Here is a 20,575-nt window from a genome sequence, read left to right as displayed (position 1 = left end):
CCACTCTCTTTTTCAATTTTAAAAGGCTGATCTACTAAAAAGTAGACCAACCTGTTTATTACTCCCTACTCAATTTTAAATAATGTAAAGAAGCAAAATTCTCCCAAAGCCCATGAAGTTCTTCCACTTGTTCATCTCTCAAGTGAGAGAATGCCTGCTTGAATTCATCCATTAGGCTATCTACGTTAAGGGATACAAACCCTCCTCGAACCTGTTCTTCATCCATTAATAAAAATAGAAGGTGATTTTTTCCTACATATTGATTTGTAAATAAGTTTATTGATGGCTCCATAATAACTAAGCGGAAAATGGATGAGGAACCATACAATTCGTAATAAGCTGATTTAGAGTTTCCTGAAAAATAGTTAATACCTATTGAATTTTCATCCATTAAAAGCTTAGGACCTTCCATATATTTACCTCTGAGGATTTTTTGAATTTCTTGTTCCTTATTTAACATAAGCCCCCTCCTTCTTATCCTGGACTAGTGAAAGAAAATCATCAATTTTTTCCTTCAAACTATCGTAACCAAATGATTTTTCCTCACTAAATGGGTCACTAGGTTCTACTTGAATATAAACCATACTTTCACCATATAAGTGATCTGCTTTTACAGGCTCCATACCATTTTGTTTTGGATATAAGACTATTACCTTTTGAATAGGTTGCTTAACTGGAACATCCCCTCTTTGGGATGCTAATGAATCAAAGTATTCAAGGTTTTTAAAATCACGAAGTTGTAATTTTACATCAGGATCAATATTTTGATTAATTAGATATTTATGACGTCTACATTTTGATTCAATAATTAAGCCTGCTTTATCTGTATAAAGAGAACCGTCCTGATGGTAAATAGTGATACGAATATCTGGTCTTCTTCCAGCATCATTAAAATACCGACTATAACTTTTATCTACAATTGTACTTTCTATTTCGGTATCATATGCAATCTCGATGTAATGATCACTATTTTCCTTTTCGAATCGTAAAATTGTATCAGGAGGTAAAGTTCCGATATGAAGATGTGGATTATCTTTACTTGCTAACCATCCATCAATCCACTTATATTCATTCTCTCTCAAAATACTAATAATTAAACCTACGTTATAATATTCAAATAGCTGCCAAGTTCTTCGGAACTGTACACCTGGCATATTTGATTCAACTTCTGTTGTTTCTAATCTGACTAACTCTTTATATATTGAATAGATTTTTCTATATCTGCGATCTTTAAGAAGACGTTGTGTAATCTTATTTGGTTTTATAGCTGGTATAGATTTTATCCATTGCATTTCTTCATATTCAGTAAAGAAATTAGTTAATTGACGCAAGAACCTTTGGTGTTCATTAAAGTTAGTTCTTTCTTTTTCTAAATCTCTAATTCGACCTAATATTCTCTTTTCAGTCTTTCTTAATCCTTCAAGAGATTTTTGATAACCAAAGGTATCTTTACCCAATTCCAATTGACCACTATTCAGTGATAATTGTGTTTCTAAATTTTCGACCTTCCTATTTACCAAACTAGCTTCTTTTTGGAAGCTAATTTCAAGTTTTCTAAGAGATTGAAGGAAAAACTTTATAATAAACTTTATCCATTGATTCTCTAAATTATTAAAAGATAGTATAGCGTGTTTAGAATAGTAAAGGTGTGGACTGGAAGAAACAGAGTTTTTCTGTTCACCTTTTTTAGCTTGCCATCGGAAACTCTTGTTATCTAGCTTTCTAGAGTAGGGTGTGAGTTTATACTCACCAATTAAATCTGAAATAGGATCCTTTATTATTAACTCTAGATTTCGTTTTATTGAGCTTTTATTTTTATTGATAAATTGAAATAATTGTAGCAAAGTAGGACTCAGGTCCGAAACAGGAGAAGCCATTCCTAATTTCTGCTTAACCAAGTCATATGATAGCCCTTTAAGTATATTTTCTAAGTACAAACGTAAATTTAATAATGCTTCATCTGAGAAATCTTTTGATCTAACAGTGTAGTAAGCAGCGTAATTACTCTCATTAGTAATAACTTCAAACCTGTAATGTCCTGGTACTAGCATGTATTCACTATTTGTACCACCCATTATGGTAGTTGAAGGATCTGAATGCTTAAGCACGAGCTCATCATTTGATTCGTACGTTTCAATTTTTAAAATTGCATTTTTATCGTGTGGGCAATCAAATTTAACGTCAACCTTTGCATATTCCGTTACTTCTACACCTGAAAATATAACCTCTGAAGAATCTAATAATGCTTCAATAATTCTTGGGCTAGAATAAGGCTGATGAATTGTAAACACTACCTTAGGTTGCATAACCATTAATATTTAACTCCCTTGCCTTACGTGTTAACTCTTTTTTAGTTTTTTCGAAAGAACTAATTTCTTTTGCTGATTCTTTGTTAAATAAAGCAAATAACTCCCCATTAGGTTCCTGACCATCCAATTCAATTGACCCAATGAGATTTTCATATAACTCTATTGGTCCACGGATTTTTGTAATCACTCTTTGTTTGATAAATAGATCGATAGCTTTACCTCTCTCAATATGATATTCTTTATCAGAATCAACAGGTAAATTATTTATATAGGCTCCCATTCGAATAATGTTTCGAATGGAAAAACCTTTTAAAGGATCTACTTTGGAAATTTTATTGTCTAATTCATCAAAGAATTCTAATTCATATTCCTCAAAGGCATTCCAGTTCTCTTTTTTACTTTTCCATGTCATATAAAGTTCACCGTAGGCATCTTCTAAACCGGAGTTATGTACTTTACTTCTATCAAAGCGAGCAAGTTCGTTCTTAATGTCCTTAAATGAACGCTTTTCGAGTACAACTATATTAGAACGATCTAATAAGCGGTCAGAGAGATCTTTGGTGGTTTCATCTGTATTCATAGTGCCAACAATTACTAGGTTGTTTTTTAATTGAATACTATGTTTATATTTTTGCTCATTGTGACAAACAGACCCCTTACTGTATAAATGTAAATAACGTTCTTTTTCTTCGAGTTCTAATAGTGAGATAAATGGTGCAAAATAATGTTCTATTTGGCTTAAATTCATTTCATCCATTATCAGCATATGTACTTGTTTATCATGCTTATCCGCATGTAATAAGAAATCAACTAAACCGGTTTCAGCAGGCATATAAAGTCCTGTAGAGGGGTTTAAATATCCAAGGACATCTCCAGGTTCAGTATAAGCAGGTGAGATAGGCATAATTAACATAGTTTTATTTTCTTGGCTTAATCCAAGAGTTTCTCCGTAAATGGTTGCTAATTTTGTTTTTCCTATGCCACTTTGGCCTGAGAGTATTGTTAATGCACTAGATTTAATACTTGTATGGAAGTTTATGAGGTCTTCTCTACTGTATACAAGATTCTGTGATTTAGCTTTTGATTCTAAATCTCTTATAAATGTTATCTCGTGAATTTGATTCGGATTACTAGGTAATGTTTCTTCAAAGTTGTTTCCATTTGTAACATCTTCTACCTCAACAAATTCTACTCTTTCCTCTTGTAGTTTCCCTAAGTTAATCCCTTGAAAATCTAACCGATCAGCAATTGAAGTATGTAAGAATTCATCATTAAAGAAAACTAAAAGATCTCTCTCTGATCCAATGTACTTCGCTTTTTCCTCTTCACTAAGTTCAACTCGTTTTACATTATCAGGTGATATGATAAGACGTGCATTGTGATTTTTTGATGAATCAATTCTCCATTGATTCTCTTTAATATTTCCATATATATAATCACCACAAAGTACATATAGTGGTGGTGGCATGGCATGATTGTATTGTTCAAACTCTATGGACTCTTCCGCTAACAATTTATTTTCAAATTCAACAGGACTGAATTTTACTCTTGGTACAGCGTAATAATTTACATTGTCATCCCAGACCTCCTCAACAATAAGATCATCTATGTTCTTATGGTATCTTTCTGTTTTTTCATTTTGTGCTAATACAGGTTTAAATAACAAAAGTTTACCTTCTAATTTCTCTTTTATAAAATTTATCTTTTGATTTATATCAGTTTTCCACTTGAAGTCAATTGGAAGGCTACTTATGCTCCTACTACCAAATCCAATATATAAATCTGACATATGTACACGTTCATGTACTTGAGTAATTTCTTTTGGTTCCTGACTTAATGGCTTCACATAAAATATTACATCGTTCATTTTCTCGGAATACGTAACAGGTGCTAGTTCGTCTCCCAGTTTTGGTATGTTATCTTCAGTACTAGCTAAAACACCTACAATATAATTTTCTTTTATTTGATCTAGTATCTTAGGAGGATATAGTTTCATCATTTAGTAACTGCATTCCTTTCAAGTGTTTTTCTGTAGCCTATCCAATCCATCAATTCTTTAAAGCTATCAATTTCTAACGCTTCATATGTTTTGTTTTGCATTACTATTTCTTGCTTTAATTTTTTAAATTGCCTTGTAGATAAGCCCTTCATTATTAAATAGATTGTTTTAATTTCTGTATTTTTTAAAAGTGTCTTCAATTCTTTTTTGTTATCAGCATGAGCAATTGCTAATTCCGGATACATTTCCTTTGTTAACTCATAGTCAGAAAGGCTAATTAGTCCCCAAGGAAACGTAATATGTGAGTTATCACTGTTATATTTAATTATTCTTTCTGACTCTATAATTTTCTTTATTTCTAATTCATTTTGAAGCTCCTTTGTCAGCGCGTCTTGTTCATTTTTAAGTACATTTATCGATATTTGGTAATCTTCATAATCCTTTTGTATTTTATTTTCTAATTTTTCATATTTATCTTTCCATTGAGTAATTATGTTATCTAATTTTTCTTTCTCATTATCAGTCTTTTTAATAAATTTCCTTAACTTAGATAATTCGCCTTCTAAACTTAAAATTTCCTTATCTTTAGCCTTTATCAATTCTCTTCTTTCTTTCTCATCATTCTGTGCTTCTTCTGTTAGCTCATTGAGTTTTTCTTCCAGGCTATTTAAAGATCTTTTTCTTTGATTTATTAGTAGGTCATACATTACTTCGATTGCTAATAACATAGAGATATCGTAATCTTCATTTTTATGCGTCAATATATAAGCAGCATTAGTAATTGATAAACCGTAAATATCTTTCAATTCATGTAATTCATTATGGTATTGGAGAAGATTATAATCTTTTACCTGGTTCATACACTTCTCAAGCTGCTCTTGATAGTCCTCTGGTTGGAACTTGATTACCCGATCTAAAATGTTAAATGGAGCTTCTTCACCTATAAAACTTCCCATTTCTTTGACGAATTTTTTTACTTCATCGATTCTTTCAAATGTTTTGTTTATATCCAGTGGATTCCTTCCATTTGCAATGTTCTGTTCAATTTCATCACATACATTTCTTAATCCCTCGGGATATTGCGAAATTAACACTGCTATTTTTACATAATCAGGGACTTTTTCATTAAGTTCTTTCATTAAGGAAAGAACTTGAGTAAAGTCTTTAGTAGTTGGAAGTTCTGGAATACTATAAGACCGGATATAAAAATAAAAAGGATCCGATCCACCTTTACGTCGTTTTCTTATCATATTTGGTGTCGCAGACTTAAAGACTTTTTTAAATGTTGTTTCTTCTGCTCCAAGGTAGCTCTTTTATGTCTTGTACCTAAAGGAGTTTCTCCAAAGTGCTTTAGTATGCGGTTAGCCTCATTATCATCTAGTAAATCTACAAATATCTCCATCTCTTTCACTTGCTCGGCCTCCTTTTATAAGTAAATTATACCTATTAATTACAAGTTTTACTAATAGATGGTTGATATTGCCTATATTAAAATGACGTAATCAACATATTATTTTGTTTCTATTAAAAAAACTGCATTTCATGAAGAAATGCAGCCCTCTTTTTATTTGGTTTTTCTTAGTTATTAACCATGGAACAAATAAACTAAACGAATAAATAAAGAAATCACAATGTTCTATCTCTTGTTTCCAGTCGATCTCCTTCAGCTCCTTTAATGTTAGAAAGGAATGTGAGTAACCATCATCAACTTCTTTTAGAGCAGCATTGATAATTTCCTCAATAAGGAAGCCACCTTGGTATGTATATAGGTTTTATATTATAATCATCTCTTTCAGAACCTAATAAAGCAAAACCATAGTAACTGTTACCCAAATAAATACGATCTTCGTGTCGAACTTGATATTTGGTACTATTAGTTGTATCTCCCATCAAATATTCTTCATTTATTGACCATTTATCGGCATTTATCCATACTCCATTTTCATTATTTGAAGGATATAATTTGATCTTTACATATGATTTAATATTACATCCCAACTAAGAACAACTCCCTATAATTATTTCTTTAGGGTTTTATCGTGGTAATATTCTCTGAAAATTATCTAATCAGTATATATTCTTCAATAAATACACTTACAAACCCTTTAAGAGTTGTAATAGTTATTAAGAATTGGTTATATTCTATAAAAAAATGAGTTGCATCCATGTTAAGATTTGCAACCCTTTTCCTAATGTTTTATATCATTATTTTAAGATAGATAAATCAAACTCACTTACTCTATCCTGAAAATCCTTATCAGCTGGTACATTGGCTAATCTATAGCTGTTTATTATTGATATATAAAGTTTAGCCATTTCTGCAGAAACATCATATTTGTCCTCTTCAAACTCTAATTCTTCATGGGGATAATATTTAGCTTTTAAGTCCTTAGCAAGGGATGACACTTCTACATCCTGTTCTTTTTCAAGTCTTCTCAGAGCCTTAATTAATTCATTTTTGAATTCTAAAATTTGTTTGTCTGATTTAGATAGACTTTCAAACGTTTTAAAGCACTCTTCCGAAGTTAAAGCATAAAAAACACAGATATTTCGGGCCCGTCGATTTGACTTACTTTCCTTTAGTAAAGTTTCAATATTAACATTTGAATCTCCATATATATGCTCAGCCCAACGTTTCACTAAATTAAAAAACAACTGATGGTCCATCTATACTCACCTCAAATAAAATCATCTACTCTATCTTTGAAATGTCCATAAAATGTACATATCCACTTTCGCCTGCATGTTCTCCATCTAAAACTTTAACATAGTACAAGCGATAGTTCTCAGTAGCTCCGTATTCAACATGTGTACCCTCTTCTAAAACTATTCCATTTGCTCTTGCATGTTGGATACCGGCCTCATTTCCATTATCTACAGCAAGTCCGTAAAATTCAGCATCATCACGATTCATAACCATAATGGCATCTACAAAGGCTATCCCTTTATCTAAGGAAGATTCTGTTGAAATGGTATCTTTGTCGCTAATGTTAATAGTAATTAAATAACTTGCAACTAATAAAACTATGCACAGAAAACTCGTCCAAATCAATTTATTTTTTCTTCTATTTTTTATAGCATTCTGTTTCCTTTTCTCTCTGTTCTTACTAACCCGTTCTCTATATTCTTCTCTCTCTTGTTCAGTTAATTCTGAATGTTTTTTTAATGCCATTCTAAAATACTCCTTGGTTGTTAAATTTCTCTTTATTTTATCGGATAATAGCTATAAAACTTAATATAATATTAATTAAAAATAAAAAAAGCCGCATCTCAATTCAAAATGCATGCTCTTTATACTTTTATATCCATTGTCTAATTTTATAAAAAACCTTTAGATATATAATGATATTTACACTTCGTGTGCCATATGTCATAATAAAATTACAAAATTATACATTTAAAGTGGTGAAAAGGACTCATTATGAAATCTGCTCAATCCTTAACAAATAAAATTGAATCTTTAAGAAAAATAATGATCGAGACTGCTAGGATACATGGATTCTCATCACCTAATACTGTAAAGATTAGTCAAGAACTTGATGTACTCTTGCTTTTACTAATAAGAGAAAAAAATTCGAAAAATACTAAAATTTAATTATTTAATTATTTAATTCGAATTTCATCACACACTTTTTTTGAATGACATACCAACGATTTCTTTTGCATCTGTTTTCGCGAAAAACGAATCCAATCTTTTATTTTTCCTGTAAGACCAAATTCGATAGTAAGAATGAGACAAAGAATAAGAATTATAAATACAAAAATCCAACTCATTATAGCTATCACTTCTTATTTGGCTCCAAATTAAGTGCTCCGACATAGCAATTTTATTGAAGTTCACTTCGTCCTTTCCGCATAGCATAATGGGATGAATTTAATTTTTATAAATATACTTTATGTTTGTCGAAACTAAAAATTCTTTGGTTAAATCCCCTAAAACTCCCCAAGGGTATGTAATCTTAAATGTTGGATTTCAAGGAAGCTTACTAATTTTGCTTATAGCGGAATCTTTACAGTCAGGACAGAAGTAGACTGGAAGATCATTAGAAAAATCTCCTGTTCCTTCTATAAGAACAAATCCGATCTGAGGCTTTCTTTTACAGGATAGATCACAAAAGTGTAACTTATCCAAATTCATCATTCCATTCCTCTTACGATCCTAATTGTAAAAATTATGTTAATATTCACCAATAAACCTTTATGCTAAGTAGAAATTAATGCATAATTAGACCTAGCTTTCATTACTAAGGAGTGGTATACATGGCCGATTCTTTTGATGATAAAAAACTTGATCCAGAATGGATAGAATTGTTTTTGTATGCTTTAGAAATAGGTATTTCCCCTGATAAAATCAAAGAGTTTTTCGAGAGTACATCTAGACCTGAATAAAGGGATCTTTATAGTATTCAAACTAGGATATTACTCCAAGCTGTTTAAAGTATTTATTACTAATGACCATAATGCCTCTGATACCTCTAATTCATAGTCACTAATTGATTCGATTCTTCTCAAGTATTCTACTAACTGCTTTTCGTTACCAAATGACTTTTGGGTTACATGGTCAAACAAGTCACTGTTTATTTCTACTAAAAAAATCCATTAGATTTAAAATAGACATTTTCTTTCGGGGATTTCCCATCGATTTACCTCCTATGCATTTTACTTCAATTCTATCCTAAAGTGTAACTATGAAATTTGCTAAATCAGGGACAAAAAACAGAAAGGTTATTATTACTAGAGTAACTAAGAAATATTTTGCTACTTCAGGTCTTTTGAATTCACCAGAAAACACTTTTAGCATTACAATTATTGGACATATTATTGTAATGCCTGATAATAGCATGTGATTTAATGGGGTACCCCCAACTGTTTTACCAGTAAATAAAACATGATATGCCAAATATAATGACCATAACAAAAAGAAACCAATCGGCATTTTATAAATTAAATGTATTATCTTGTTAGACATTTTCTTCTCCTATTTAACTTAACGTATGAGTATTTTAATCTATTTTCTCATTCATTTTATTCGTAACTAGTATTATTTTTTATATTTTACTCTTAATAGTCTTCTTTAATCCTAGATACTTTTAATCTTCAATATATAAATTTTTCTTCTTCAATTGGCTGATAACCTCATCTTTATATGGAATATCACAACTAATTTTAAATTTCACTTTCTCTGGAGCAAAGTACTTTTCTTTATTACTCATCATTTTGTCGAATTTTTCCTGAACATTATTTCTCCATTTTAATTTTAATAATCTTAAATATTCATAATAATCCTCTTTTTCTATTTTGTTTACTTTTGTAAAATGAGAGATTAAATCTTCTGTTTGTACACTATTTAGAACACCATACATTCTTCCTATATGGTGAAAGCTGTGACATTTATTGCAAATTAATTCTAACCCCTTTAAATCACAAATACCTTTTTCAAGATCATAAGATTCAACTTCATGAACATGTAATTGTTTCATATCTTCTTCATTTGGTTTTAATCCACATATAGAACATTTAAAGTCGAAATTAAATAATATTATGGGTCTGATTTTTTTTGCCATAATGATTGAGAAATACTTTTTCTTATTGTTTTACCATGAAAAAGCCCAGGTTTAGAGTCGATTTTTAGTTTTAAGCTTTTATATTTTTCAAGTCTTTCTATGTACGTTCTTGAATCATACCAATGTAAAAGTCTACTTGCTTTTTCCTTCGCTGTTCCCTATTTAGAAGCGCCAATCAATAAGAGATATCTATTTAATTCACTTCCACGACCTCTTTTTGTTAAACTCTCCATATTTTCATGACTAAGTGCTTCTAATAAGGATTTATCATCATTATTCATTGTAATTTCTCCTTAGCAATATATGAAACCACTGGTGTTGGAAAGTCTCTAACGCTTTGACACAACAACAGCAGTTAATTGTGGATTCTTCACTATATCGGCTAGACGATCCGTTAGCTTTTAATGCTACTGTACCTTCTTAGCTTTTATCCTTAATATTCAATTTAAACGAACTCCGACATAGCATTTTTATTGAAGTTCACTTCGTCCTTTCCGCATAATGGACCGAATTTAATTCTTATAAATATACTTTATGTTTGTCGAAACTAAAAATCCTTTGGAATTAATCCCCTACTCCCCAAGGATATGTAATCTTAAATGTTGGTTTCCAAGGGAGCTTACTAATATCACTTATAGCGGAATCTTTACAGTCATGACAGAAGTAGACTGGAAGATCATTAGAAAAATCTCCTGTTCCTTCTATAAGAACAAATCCAATCTGAGGCTTTCTTTTACAGCATAGATCACAAAAATGTACCGTATTCACATTCACCATTCCATTCTCTTATGCTATAGACGATCCTATCGAATTAAGTAAATCATCTATTTTAAATAAATGATGACTTAGCCAATATAAGGACCAGTGGTTGGGCAATAACTACTTTAATTAATTTTATATTACAAGCGGGACATTTCAAATAACCATCCTTACGTCACATTTTACGTCTAAAAATACGCGAGATGCGATGTAGCTTAAATTGACTTTGTTCGTTTCGCTTTGTTAAATTTCTCTCTAAACCGTTCTAGTACCCCTATTCTTTCATAGTGGTTTTCATCCGCAACCTCTAAACAAGTCTGTAAAACTTCTTCTACAAGTTCATCAATGCGTTCCATAGCTTCTTTGTAGAGCTTACTTTCATCTGACAATGCAACCTCATCCCCTCATCCCTTCCTTCGCTATTTTCATCAAACTTCTTTCAAAAACAGAAGTACTACAAAAAAGGATAATTATATCCCTTTTCGTTAACATTTAAGTATTTATTGATCTGTTTTGAATTTATAAAGATGATCACATCTTGCACATATATACAATTCATCTTTCCAATTTTCTGGTGTAGGATCGATGTGCTCACCATTACTATCGCAAGGAAAGAAACCATCTAAGTAAGGTTTATTTCCGCATTTACAAGTAAAATCATCATCCTATTTCACTACAATAATTTGAGTCAATGCTAACCAGCTTCCTTTTAATTTAAGTATTTGCAGTAAGACTGTAAAACAAATAAATTATCCTTTATTAATATATGAATTTCTACTTCTTGTTCCATATATTAATCACAGTATCATGAAATGCACCTCTAAATATAAAGACTTAGGAAGTTGATTACTTTTATTAGGGAAACTATCGTAAATACAATACTTAATATTGTTCCCACTACTGATTTTACAATTTTTACTACAATAATCGTAGCAACAACTCCTAATACGACGAACCAAGTTGTTGGTAATTGTAATAATGCTGATATTATCTCCATTGTGCATTCTCCTTGTCTTATTGTATTCTTTTCAAATAAGCTAAAAAAGAAAGTAACCTTAACCTATTTTTGAATTGAATTTGAGTAATACTCCCATGTATGTTTATATATCCGTTATCACAAGTATCCGTTATTGATACTTTGACTCTATCAATATAAATAAAAAGCCTGTTTTCATCAAAATTGCAAGCAACCTCTATTGCTAATTGCTTCGGAGATAGTACATGTACACCTGTAACAGTAGTGGTTTTAATCCTTCAACTATTATCATATTTCTTCTCCCTTCCAATCAAAAAGTCTCCTAAAGTTTTGGTTCTGAGTGCTGCAGCAAAACACAAAAAAGCACTTTTTCTTAGAAAATAACGTCAAATAAGACAAATAGCCTTATAACGTTTTTTCACTAGAAAAAGTGCTTTACTAATAGTTTTCTTTTCCCGCATGGGTAAAGATCAGTTAAAAAATGTTTATAAGTGAATTGTACCTTCTATATATAAGATAATCAATATATTCTAGAATCAAAGGACATAAAACACCTTAAGGGGTAGCGTCAGGAAATGGATTTACAACGCTAAGAAAATACAACATATAAAAAGGCCTAATTTCAAGCAACAATGACTAGAAATTAGACTTTAATTATTAGTGTATAGATGTAGGAAGCTCGCTCGCTTTTCTACATCTTTTTAAATTAATGCAATCCATAATTTAGTATTAACACTTGTGTAAGTTATGAATATTGTTAAATCTAATTTAAGTAATATCGAAATTATCAAGCTTTGAATAAAAAGAATTGTAAATGATATTTAAATAGATGTTTCCATATTTGGTAGTTTATGTTATTTTTATTTAGTAAATAAATTTAGGAGGTTGTTATGTCTAAACATGTAAAGTTTAAAAATTTGTTTATTTTGTCACTATTGTTTACTTCTTTCTTTTTTGTATTTTTATCTATTGAAAATGTGAGTGCCTCTTCTTCTGATCCATCATCTACAGAATCAATTGAAAACGAAAATTTGCCTACTAAAAAGAAAAGTTCAATTCAAAGTGAAGATTCAGTTTATCAAGAAACAGGTGGTTTATATACTGAAGAAGACTTTCAAAATGCTATACCAGTAGAACAGACTGAAGATTTTTCTACTTCTTTAACTCCATCACAAGAACCTCAATCTAAGAAAATAGAAAATAAAAAACAAGAATCTGCTCCACCAACTCCACCAATTGAATCTAATATATCAACTAAGGCGGCTGTAGTTCCAAAAACGACAGGAAAATTATATTTTAGGAAGGCTTCATCTTCTGGTACCTATGTATGTTCTGCATCTGTAATAAATAGTGATGCTGATAATGCTGTATTAACAGCAGGACATTGTGTTCATGGAAATGGTTCATGGAATAAAGATTTTGTTTTTGTTCCAGCTTATTTTGATGGTAAACGTCCTTATGGTTCATGGACTTGGGAACGAGTACAAGCTCCTGTTGGATGGACACAAAATAAAGACTATTCTTACGATAAAGCAATATTAAGAGTGCGTCCTTTGGATGGAGTTGAAATCGAAAAAAAATTAGGAGCGAATGGATGGATTACTAATACTGACCAAGCTCAAAGCGATGTACGTATTACAGGATATCCTGCAGAATCTCCTTATTCTGGAGAATTGCCATATTCTTGTTACGGAAGTACTTATCAATATAATGCTACAGATGCATATATGAATTGTGACTTTACTGGTGGTGCTAGTGGAGGGGCTTGGTTTGATCGAATGACGAGTGAGGATCTGGGATATATTTTTGCTGCAACATCAAGGAGAACAACTTCAGGAGTACCTAGACTATTAGCTACTCCGTTAGGTGATGAATTTACAAATATGATAGAAGATTAGATTTTAAGAATAGTATTTTTGTAATCAATTTGATATGAATATTAAATACAAATTTAGTTAATATAACATCAACTATACGAAGTAAGTCAAAGAGCCAAACCCTTGTTACTGGATTTGGCTCTTGTTCATTTATCCATGCATTTATACAACGTTGAATTAACAAAGTTTTTGTATTTCATATTATTAATTTTTAAAAAAGGGACAAAAATAAAAAACGGTGCTTGCGGGAGGCGCAAACAAACGTGTTTGTTTACAACAAGGGGGTTTGGGAGAGATAGTCTATCAACTCTTATTCTCCTTTGTAGAATTTCATCTCTCTACAGTAGTGAACTTCTACAAGCTGCGTTACATTGACAGGACGAAATGTATTCCACCTGTTGAAAAAAGCGTTATTATAGATAACCATCACAAAAAAGCTCATATTTAAGTCCTGAGCTTCAAAATGTTATATTTTGGATCACAATTGCCCCGGATTGTTGAGAAACTTAATTTTTCAATTGAATTTTCTTAGCCTTAGCTTGCTCAGGATAGGATGTAAGTACATCTCCATCAACCCATACTTTTACTTCATCACCTTTTGACCATTCCTCTGTATTGTCATATGATAAAGAAATTAAAGGAATACCCTTTTCCTCTTCCTGTATCTCTGAAATGGATTTATTTTTTATTTCTTCATACTTGTCCAAAGAAAGATTCTTTGAAAGTAATATCTCATTTTCTGTTACTTCTAAAATAATACCTTCCATATCAGCATTGCCACACCCTGCGCTTGAAATACTTAACAATAAAGCAGTAAAAGCAATGAAAAATTTTCTTTTCATTAGATACACTCCTTCCCTTTATGTGATAAGACGAATTTAACATTATATAGGTTTCGTTAATTTGATTGTTTGTCAGACCTATGGTGTTTATTTCTAGTACAATTTTGATAGGGGAACACCAGCAAGAGAGAGAGAAAAGAACTAAATTTCATCAGTTTATTTACATATTTTATAATCCATATGACGACTAGAGTAGCAACCCTGGGATTAGGCCCTATAAATGCATTTCAGTTTAGGAGGTTAGTTCTGTATTTGATTGTTATCATAAAAAAATTGCATTTGCGACTGCTGCAGGTATCTCAGGAAATATGTACATAAATTCAGGAAATATGTACATAAATATTGCATCAAGTAGACAAAAGAAAAACAAATAGTTGAATAGCCTATAATGTAATATTACTTTCCCTTTAATTAAATAAAGGATTATTAATCCCAAAACACCCATTATCATTATATTTAATGCTAAGATTTTAAATAACTCCTCTGGTTGTATTATTGAGAATATTTCTTCTTTATAGAAGGCTTATTGCTGTTTTCATTTTTTACTAGTAGTAATCTAACATACTTAATAAATATTACTACAAGTAAAACTTTTAAGATTCTTTTTTCTAAAACAAGAAATTCTCGTTTATCTTTATGATCAAAGAAATACTTTTTCTTAAGATCTTCTCGCATAGTTTTACCTCTTATCAATAGAATTCAACCCTATATCGCTAATCTCTTGAATCTCGAATGGTCGCCATTCTATATAAGGGAAGTTTCCTGCTTTATAAATCTCTGATTTACGTATTAAATTTTCAATATACTTTTCGTCACTTCTACCAGCTACTTCAATGATGGTATTTGGAAAAGTGTCCAAAAGAACAAAATCGGGTCTTAGTTCTAAGTCATTTTCTATCTCATTTCCAAAAAGAGGTTTCCTAAATTCACGATTTAATGAAACGAGGTACTTTAACATTTCTAATTCATAAGATGACTCAATAGGAATGCGAGTATCCGGATCAGCTGGAATAAATAAAAGTTCTTTATCTTCATAAAACACACCTAGATTATTTTCTTCTCTATATAATACCCAGTATCCTGTGTTAACAGCGTTATGTTTCGATTCATTTTCTATTCTCTTTTGAGCCTCATGAAAAATAGGTTTATAAACCTGCATATTGGTTACAAAACGTTCAGGTTCATCAACTGAATATAAAGGAATATCATACTTATACTTGTTTGCTACATTAGCAGCAGGTGTAATATCCTTATGCCCCCAGCCTATTATTAATTCAGGAGAGTCTATTTCATTAACATCGTTCTTAAGTTTAAAGAAATAATCCTTCCCTTTTTGATTTTTTTATATGCTGCAACATACATACGTTTATAATAATGGTTATCAATTTTTTCCCTTAGAAACGAATTCCCAACTTTAGTTGTATATGCTGCAGCTTCAAGACGGCCAGATATATTTGTTCTTGGCTTACCTGGAGTAAAGATGTGAACTTTTACTTCCTCTTTTTGTAACAGAGCAAGAAATAAAGTTTTTAAACGGCTTTTCGGACGAGTTTGTTTTGATCTATTTGATGATATTGCCTTATCGTTATTAATTTTTTCTGTCCCTTTGATTGCCGCTTTTTTCGTTTTTTCAAACGTTAACTTACAAGACATTATTCCTTCCTTATATTCTATTCCATTCTTATTTAGATCTTTTTGGTATTCTCTGTTCATAGAACAAGTTGTAGTATGAGGGATTTTGTTTTTAGGATTATTGGATAAGAAAAATGTATATGTACCGTCTTTAAGTTTTTTTGATTTAACGTGAAGCGGTGGATGCTCGGTTTGCTGTTTCATACAATAGCAAAATATCTCAGAATGATTTCCTTTCCATTTTCTGAACCATTGTCTTTGATCGTGTAGGGGGATATCTGTGATATCCCATACGTTTCCATTAACTAATAGAATCATCTTATATACCTCCATTTACTTTAAAATCCATATTTTAACTTATTGGAATATAAAAAGGCACCGAAATACCTAAAATAATAGGTAGACCGGTGCTTCCGTCTATACATTGTCAATTTATAGAAATAATAGTTACTATTATTCTATAGTAACTATTATAGGCAATCAATACTTAATTTACTTGGTAGTGATCTTCTTATATATTATTTGTATAATAAGCCAAATAATGGCGAAAAAACGAATGATTAGTTTGAAAAATCTTAGATATTCAGCCAATTTATTTACTGTATTACCAATAATTAAGGCTACTAAAATAACAGATATCGAGACCATATACTTATCAAGGACTAGGGGTGAACTTACATTTATCAGTTACTTTTGTTGTCTTATATACTCAGGTGATTCCCAAATAGTAGCTATGAATATTAATAAACAAATAATGATGATTGAAACAGTGGTTGCGAATAGAGCAAATGTCTTTTTTGCTTTATAATTTCCTCTATTTTCTTTCGCAAGTCTTAGAAAAAATGAAGATATTGATAATAAAGTTGAACCTGATGCAATTAAAAAACCGATTATTACTATCCATTTAAACAAGTACAACTCTGATAGATCTATATCAAATGGAGGATTTTTTAAATAATAAAAGTATCCGGGGATAGAAAAGATACCTATTAAAACAACAGAAAAAAATTGGATGTGCTGATAATACTTAATAAAAGAAAAACGAGTACACTCAGTCCTCCAAAAAATAATGCTTGGTTTTCAGGTACAACTATATACGCGAGAGCAGACATAGATAAAAATATTGAGATTGCATTCAAGATGCGTGACCAAAATACCTTATCAAATAATTTAAAAAATAAATTTCCAATCCAGTTCATTTATTCACCTTCAATAATTGGTTTGTACGTATTACAATTTATATAACAAATACTAAAGAACCACAACTCCCTTCAAGGAGATTATGGTTCTTTTCCATTAATGATACCTATTTATCTTCAAGTGTTAAAATGTCTATTGAAGATCTCCCAAGTTTTACGATATGACGGATTGTTTTTTAAGTTATCTTCATGTTCTTTTTGTCTTTCTTCTTTCTTAATATATTGTTGTTCAAAATCTCAAAGAATCTCATCTTTCTCTTGTCGATTTGTATTAGGTTGTTCTTCAACCATCTTAATAACAGAATCGGGAATATGGGGATAGTTCTTCATATTTAACCTCCCAAATGACTAAAATTTATCGTTATTATAAGGGGTACGACCGAGATACATGTAAAAAAGGGTCATAGTATGGTATTGTTTACCATTTATAACCCTTTCTTGCTCTTTACTTTCTTATATACTATACAGGAATATCTCCCTCGATTGGTTGTGGAATATTTTCTAAATCGATCATATAGTCTCCGAAACGTTTTATATGCCTAGTCAGATAAGGGCTAAGCATGACAATATCTTCTTTTGAAAATACATAGCCTTCTTTAGAAAGTTCCCACAAAATAAGTGTTATATCACATACATTTTGGAATATTACTGCGTTGGCAACTAAATCATTATATTTAATTCGCTTTTCTTGTTCTTCTGGATCATTTTCTGAAATGATCCCATCGCCACCAAAAAATAGCCATTTGGAAAAGCCGTTATATGCTTCGACTTTGTTTGTACTAGCACCAATTTGCTCTCTTAGTTTTATATCAGAAATATATTTAAGCAAAAATACAGTTCTTACAATCCTTCCTAATTCCCTAAAAGCTTGATATAATCGGTTTTTTCTACTATAGTTACTTAGTTTTCTAAGTAGTGTAGAGGGTAATATTTTACCAGCTTTTATAGAAAGAACCACTTGGAGCAGATCTTGCCAGTGTGTTTCAATTAGGTCCCAGTCAACGGTATCACTAAACAACTGATCAATGTGGTGATATTTTGTGTCCTTATCAGCCCTGTAAAATTTTAAATCCTTCCAATTTCGAATACGAGGCATTAAATTAATCCCCAATAAATGTGCAAGTGCAAAAACAGGCGTTGATTGACCTTGCGTATCAGCATGTAACGTATCGGGCTGAATGTCTGATTTATTTTTCAGCAAACCATCAATAATATAAACTGCTTCCCAAACTCCACATGGAATGAAGTGACTAAAGAGTGCAATATAAGTATCTGAAACATGATGATATGCAATCCCCCCATAACCTCCGTATCGAATGTGGTATTCAGAGATTAAGTTTTCTTCGTAGAGATCAAATTTTGTTCCATCTGCAGCAGCCGTTTTTCCATCACCCCATAGTCTAGGCAAACTAAATTGATTGTATTGATTTAAAATATTACGAATAGCTTCGTCTATTTTAGATGCATTAATATGTCGCCGATTTACAAATGAAATCATGTGTGGGGTTACTGCTTTTTTCATGTGCTTAGAAGTCTGTGTTGGTCCTAAATTACATCCGTATCCAAAAGAAGTAATGATATAACGTTCCATTGCATTTTCAAGCTTAGGATCTGAACCAGATAATGGTCCAAAATGCCGTGTCCAATTTGTCCAATGTTCTACATTACAAAGAATATCTAAGACATTTCGTTCAGGTAACCGTTGAGAAATAACTACCTCTAACGCCTTACTTGTCTGAGGTTGTTCTTTTCTCATTATTTTTCTCAACGTTGGTTCTCCATTTTCATTAATGATTACCTGGCCGTTATCAGGGTAGTTTAAATCTACTTTTTGTGCAGTATCTCCTAGCCAGAGCTTTAATTGTTGAACAAAATCCCCTGAATTTGAAGAAAAGCCAAGTTCCTTACAGTATTCATCTACCATAGGTTTACACTCATCCCAAGAAAGGAGCTGTTCACGGTAATCAGCAAAATTCTCTGATCCTTTTACACAAAGGTCTCCCGTTTTTAAATCGCTTGCAAGATAGGAAAAAATACAGATTTCAAGGTGTTTACGATGGATTAAGTTATTTTCTTTAGGTACATAAATCGTTTTTTTCCACTGTTCACTAGCAAATGAAAGATCCAAATCTATTTGTAGATTTTCAATTTTTCGGTTCTCATTATCACGTAAAAATTGTAAAGCTTCTAAAAGTGATTGATCCTGTGTGGTTGAATTAATTTCAATCATACTAATCAATCTAAAAAGAGTTTTCCTGTGGCTTTTATAGAACTTCCATAAAAGAGGAAGGTAGTTATTGCCATTATATGATGAAATTGATTCACAATCTTCTTTTAATGCGTCGATACCACCTCTTCTCCCTAATAACTCCCTTATTTTCTGACCAGTCAAGGTATCGTTCTCATTTATACTTGTGGCATTTAAGACTTCCGCCAAAACAGATATAAGATTTTCAGTTTTTGATCTATGTTTTTCTCGAAGAAGTTCTAACTCCTCTTTGCCTTTGTTATGTATAGTTCTGACTCTTTTGAGAAACATCTCTACCAAACTATCTATAGCTGAAATTTTTGAGCGATAAATCATACAAAGTAGCAGCATATATCTTTTAGCTAAATTAAAGTCTTTTAATTCTGATGCATCAAGCGCTTTTGCTTCTAAAGCGAAGTGTTTAATTTTTAAATTTGGAATATCCTCTAGTAAGCTATCAATTTCTTCTATAAAATCAGTTAACAGAAGTAACCTATTTTGTATTTCTTTCATATGCGAAAGTGTTGCGCTTTTTGGAATTTCTTTTAATAAGTTATATTCAGAAGTCCGATTATCATTTTTAGTAACTAGTAATTGATCTAATTTTCGCTCAATTTCAGGAGTCAATTTTGAAAATACTGAATTAAATAACTGGTGATTCACTAATGTTCTTATACGACGAGCCAATCGATCTAATGTACTAAAAGCAGGTAATTCACACCTTTCTTTTATTAATATTTCAATGGATACGTTGATAAGGTCGGCTGGATTGTCCATTACCTGTGTAGCCTTATAAATTGAAGTAGTTGCAATATGTAAGGCTTCTTTTCCATAAGGACGTACATTGAGGTAATCTCTAATTGCTTTTTGATGTCGGTAAATTGATTTACTATTGTAATTCGGTTCAACACTAGCAGAGAGATTCAAACAGGTCCGAATATGAATCATGATCTCTACAGGAATATCTTTCGGTCGAGGAAAGTAACCAAGTCGTTGGAAAGACTTTAACATAACTAATAGACTTAGAACTGAAACAGGTCCTCTAGCAACTTTATGCGCAAATTGGTTTTCTTCAGGTGTAGGGGAGTAAACATCACGAAGTTCTTTTGAAGTAGGACGTTTTTTAAATCTTGGATAAGCCGTACGTTCTATAGATGCCAAATTACCAAC

22 protein-coding genes are annotated in these 20,575 nt (G+C 31.3%); 3 read left to right on the top strand and 19 right to left on the bottom strand.

Annotated elements, in window-relative coordinates; all coding sequences use genetic code 11:
* Nucleotides 1-58: 58 nt before the first annotated feature.
* The 8 genes from AC0L8O_RS26245 to AC0L8O_RS26210 all read right to left on the bottom strand — a co-directional run bounded on the left by AC0L8O_RS26245 (nt 59) and on the right by AC0L8O_RS26210 (nt 7,480).
* Nucleotides 59-460, bottom strand: coding sequence for a hypothetical protein (locus tag AC0L8O_RS26245; protein ID WP_473449531.1), 402 nt, complete (start codon nt 458-460; stop codon nt 59-61).
* On the bottom strand, nt 450-2,312 hold the full coding sequence (locus tag AC0L8O_RS26240) for a DUF2357 domain-containing protein (RefSeq protein WP_473449528.1): 1,863 nt from the start codon (nt 2,310-2,312) through the stop codon (nt 450-452). The genes AC0L8O_RS26245 and AC0L8O_RS26240 overlap by 11 nt, the downstream gene beginning before the upstream one ends.
* Nucleotides 2,296-4,308 carry an AAA family ATPase gene (locus tag AC0L8O_RS26235; RefSeq protein WP_473449525.1) on the bottom strand — a complete coding sequence of 671 codons (2,013 nt, stop codon included), beginning with the start codon at nt 4,306-4,308 and terminating at the stop codon, nt 2,296-2,298. Before AC0L8O_RS26235 ends, AC0L8O_RS26240 begins: the two co-directional genes overlap by 17 nt.
* Nucleotides 4,305-5,558 (bottom strand): hypothetical protein, encoded by a 1,254-nt coding sequence (locus AC0L8O_RS26230; protein WP_473449522.1) that lies wholly within the window; start codon nt 5,556-5,558, stop codon nt 4,305-4,307. Before AC0L8O_RS26230 ends, AC0L8O_RS26235 begins: the two co-directional genes overlap by 4 nt.
* Nucleotides 5,555-5,719 (bottom strand): hypothetical protein, encoded by a 165-nt coding sequence (locus AC0L8O_RS26225; protein ID WP_473449520.1) that lies wholly within the window; start codon nt 5,717-5,719, stop codon nt 5,555-5,557. The genes AC0L8O_RS26230 and AC0L8O_RS26225 overlap by 4 nt, the downstream gene beginning before the upstream one ends.
* A 326-nt stretch (nt 5,720-6,045) precedes the next feature.
* The gene (locus AC0L8O_RS26220; protein WP_473449518.1) at nt 6,046-6,306 is read right to left on the bottom strand and encodes a hypothetical protein; all 261 of its coding nucleotides are present in this window, start codon (nt 6,304-6,306) and stop codon (nt 6,046-6,048) included.
* 207 nt (nt 6,307-6,513) lie between these two features.
* On the bottom strand, nt 6,514-6,975 hold the full coding sequence (locus AC0L8O_RS26215) for a hypothetical protein (RefSeq protein WP_473449516.1): 462 nt from the start codon (nt 6,973-6,975) through the stop codon (nt 6,514-6,516).
* 25 nt (nt 6,976-7,000) lie between these two features.
* Nucleotides 7,001-7,480 carry a hypothetical protein gene (locus AC0L8O_RS26210; protein ID WP_473449513.1) on the bottom strand — a complete coding sequence of 160 codons (480 nt, stop codon included), beginning with the start codon at nt 7,478-7,480 and terminating at the stop codon, nt 7,001-7,003.
* Nucleotides 7,481-7,729: 249 nt separating this feature from the next.
* On the opposite strand from AC0L8O_RS26210, the gene AC0L8O_RS26205 reads away from it, so the two are divergent.
* Both AC0L8O_RS26205 and AC0L8O_RS26200 read left to right on the top strand, forming a co-directional pair.
* Nucleotides 7,730-7,903 carry an aspartyl-phosphate phosphatase Spo0E family protein gene (locus AC0L8O_RS26205; RefSeq protein WP_473449511.1) on the top strand — a complete coding sequence of 58 codons (174 nt, stop codon included), beginning with the start codon at nt 7,730-7,732 and terminating at the stop codon, nt 7,901-7,903.
* A gap of 665 nt (nt 7,904-8,568) precedes the next feature.
* Nucleotides 8,569-8,697, top strand: coding sequence for an anti-repressor SinI family protein (locus AC0L8O_RS26200; RefSeq protein ID WP_473449508.1), 129 nt, complete (start codon nt 8,569-8,571; stop codon nt 8,695-8,697).
* Nucleotides 8,698-8,983: 286 nt separating this feature from the next.
* Here AC0L8O_RS26200 and AC0L8O_RS26195 read toward each other — a convergent pair whose 3' ends face one another.
* The 5 genes from AC0L8O_RS26195 to AC0L8O_RS26175 all read right to left on the bottom strand — a co-directional run bounded on the left by AC0L8O_RS26195 (nt 8,984) and on the right by AC0L8O_RS26175 (nt 11,628).
* Nucleotides 8,984-9,277, bottom strand: coding sequence for a hypothetical protein (locus AC0L8O_RS26195; RefSeq protein ID WP_473449506.1), 294 nt, complete (start codon nt 9,275-9,277; stop codon nt 8,984-8,986).
* 121 nt (nt 9,278-9,398) lie between these two features.
* Nucleotides 9,399-9,788: a hypothetical protein gene (locus AC0L8O_RS26190; protein WP_473449504.1), complete on the bottom strand. Its 390-nt coding sequence runs from the start codon at nt 9,786-9,788 to the stop codon at nt 9,399-9,401.
* Between the two features lie 242 nt (nt 9,789-10,030).
* A complete protein-coding gene (locus tag AC0L8O_RS26185; RefSeq protein WP_473449502.1) occupies nt 10,031-10,153 on the bottom strand; it encodes a hypothetical protein in 123 nt (40 codons plus the stop codon).
* Nucleotides 10,154-10,846: 693 nt separating this feature from the next.
* Complete coding sequence (locus AC0L8O_RS26180) at nt 10,847-11,020, bottom strand: hypothetical protein (RefSeq protein WP_473449499.1); 174 nt, start codon at nt 11,018-11,020, stop codon at nt 10,847-10,849.
* Between the two features lie 431 nt (nt 11,021-11,451).
* Complete coding sequence (locus AC0L8O_RS26175; protein WP_473449497.1) at nt 11,452-11,628, bottom strand: hypothetical protein; 177 nt, start codon at nt 11,626-11,628, stop codon at nt 11,452-11,454.
* 869 nt (nt 11,629-12,497) lie between these two features.
* Between AC0L8O_RS26175 and AC0L8O_RS26170 the strand changes: the two genes are divergently transcribed.
* On the top strand, nt 12,498-13,505 hold the full coding sequence (locus tag AC0L8O_RS26170; RefSeq protein ID WP_473449496.1) for a trypsin-like serine peptidase: 1,008 nt from the start codon (nt 12,498-12,500) through the stop codon (nt 13,503-13,505).
* Between the two features lie 485 nt (nt 13,506-13,990).
* Here the strand turns inward: AC0L8O_RS26170 and AC0L8O_RS26165 are convergent, their stop codons facing one another.
* The 6 genes from AC0L8O_RS26165 to AC0L8O_RS26140 form a co-directional block, all read right to left on the bottom strand.
* Nucleotides 13,991-14,326: a DUF3221 domain-containing protein gene (locus AC0L8O_RS26165; protein WP_473449494.1), complete on the bottom strand. Its 336-nt coding sequence runs from the start codon at nt 14,324-14,326 to the stop codon at nt 13,991-13,993.
* 492 nt (nt 14,327-14,818) lie between these two features.
* Nucleotides 14,819-15,001 (bottom strand): hypothetical protein, encoded by a 183-nt coding sequence (locus tag AC0L8O_RS26160; protein WP_473449492.1) that lies wholly within the window; start codon nt 14,999-15,001, stop codon nt 14,819-14,821.
* 4 nt (nt 15,002-15,005) lie between these two features.
* Nucleotides 15,006-15,485 (bottom strand): hypothetical protein, encoded by a 480-nt coding sequence (locus tag AC0L8O_RS26155; protein WP_473449489.1) that lies wholly within the window; start codon nt 15,483-15,485, stop codon nt 15,006-15,008.
* 125 nt (nt 15,486-15,610) lie between these two features.
* Nucleotides 15,611-16,276, bottom strand: coding sequence for a hypothetical protein (locus AC0L8O_RS26150; RefSeq protein ID WP_473449488.1), 666 nt, complete (start codon nt 16,274-16,276; stop codon nt 15,611-15,613).
* A 369-nt stretch (nt 16,277-16,645) separates the two neighbouring features.
* A complete protein-coding gene (locus AC0L8O_RS26145) occupies nt 16,646-16,870 on the bottom strand; it encodes a hypothetical protein (RefSeq protein ID WP_473449486.1) in 225 nt (74 codons plus the stop codon).
* A 747-nt stretch (nt 16,871-17,617) separates the two neighbouring features.
* Complete coding sequence (locus AC0L8O_RS26140; protein WP_066194381.1) at nt 17,618-20,566, bottom strand: Tn3 family transposase; 2,949 nt, start codon at nt 20,564-20,566, stop codon at nt 17,618-17,620.
* Nucleotides 20,567-20,575 lie beyond the last annotated feature (9 nt).

The organism is Metabacillus sp. KJ11-3, from assembly GCF_055808295.1.
Note: the sequence above shows the minus strand (reverse complement) of the source record. Positions and strands in the feature narration are given on the sequence as shown.

Excerpts from the sequence above, each read along its gene's own strand:
- AC0L8O_RS26155 (WP_473449489.1), bottom strand. The coding sequence starts at position 15,485 with ATGCAGGTTTATAAACCTATTTTTCATGAGGCTCAAAAGAGAATAGAA.
- AC0L8O_RS26160 (WP_473449492.1), bottom strand. The coding sequence starts at position 15,001 with ATGCGAGAAGATCTTAAGAAAAAGTATTTCTTTGATCATAAAGATAAA.
- AC0L8O_RS26150 (WP_473449488.1), bottom strand. The coding sequence starts at position 16,276 with ATGATTCTATTAGTTAATGGAAACGTATGGGATATCACAGATATCCCC.
- AC0L8O_RS26200 (WP_473449508.1), top strand. The coding sequence starts at position 8,569 with ATGGCCGATTCTTTTGATGATAAAAAACTTGATCCAGAATGGATAGAA.
- AC0L8O_RS26165 (WP_473449494.1), bottom strand. The coding sequence starts at position 14,326 with ATGAAAAGAAAATTTTTCATTGCTTTTACTGCTTTATTGTTAAGTATT.
- AC0L8O_RS26170 (WP_473449496.1), top strand. The coding sequence starts at position 12,498 with ATGTCTAAACATGTAAAGTTTAAAAATTTGTTTATTTTGTCACTATTG.
- AC0L8O_RS26190 (WP_473449504.1), bottom strand. The coding sequence starts at position 9,788 with ATGAAACAATTACATGTTCATGAAGTTGAATCTTATGATCTTGAAAAA.
- AC0L8O_RS26185 (WP_473449502.1), bottom strand. The coding sequence starts at position 10,153 with ATGAATAATGATGATAAATCCTTATTAGAAGCACTTAGTCATGAAAAT.
- AC0L8O_RS26235 (WP_473449525.1), bottom strand. The coding sequence starts at position 4,308 with ATGATGAAACTATATCCTCCTAAGATACTAGATCAAATAAAAGAAAAT.
- AC0L8O_RS26230 (WP_473449522.1), bottom strand. The coding sequence starts at position 5,558 with ATGATAAGAAAACGACGTAAAGGTGGATCGGATCCTTTTTATTTTTAT.
- AC0L8O_RS26215 (WP_473449516.1), bottom strand. The coding sequence starts at position 6,975 with ATGGACCATCAGTTGTTTTTTAATTTAGTGAAACGTTGGGCTGAGCAT.
- AC0L8O_RS26175 (WP_473449497.1), bottom strand. The coding sequence starts at position 11,628 with ATGGAGATAATATCAGCATTATTACAATTACCAACAACTTGGTTCGTC.
- AC0L8O_RS26240 (WP_473449528.1), bottom strand. The coding sequence starts at position 2,312 with ATGGTTATGCAACCTAAGGTAGTGTTTACAATTCATCAGCCTTATTCT.
- AC0L8O_RS26210 (WP_473449513.1), bottom strand. The coding sequence starts at position 7,480 with ATGGCATTAAAAAAACATTCAGAATTAACTGAACAAGAGAGAGAAGAA.
- AC0L8O_RS26245 (WP_473449531.1), bottom strand. The coding sequence starts at position 460 with ATGTTAAATAAGGAACAAGAAATTCAAAAAATCCTCAGAGGTAAATAT.
- AC0L8O_RS26195 (WP_473449506.1), bottom strand. The coding sequence starts at position 9,277 with ATGTCTAACAAGATAATACATTTAATTTATAAAATGCCGATTGGTTTC.
- AC0L8O_RS26205 (WP_473449511.1), top strand. The coding sequence starts at position 7,730 with ATGAAATCTGCTCAATCCTTAACAAATAAAATTGAATCTTTAAGAAAA.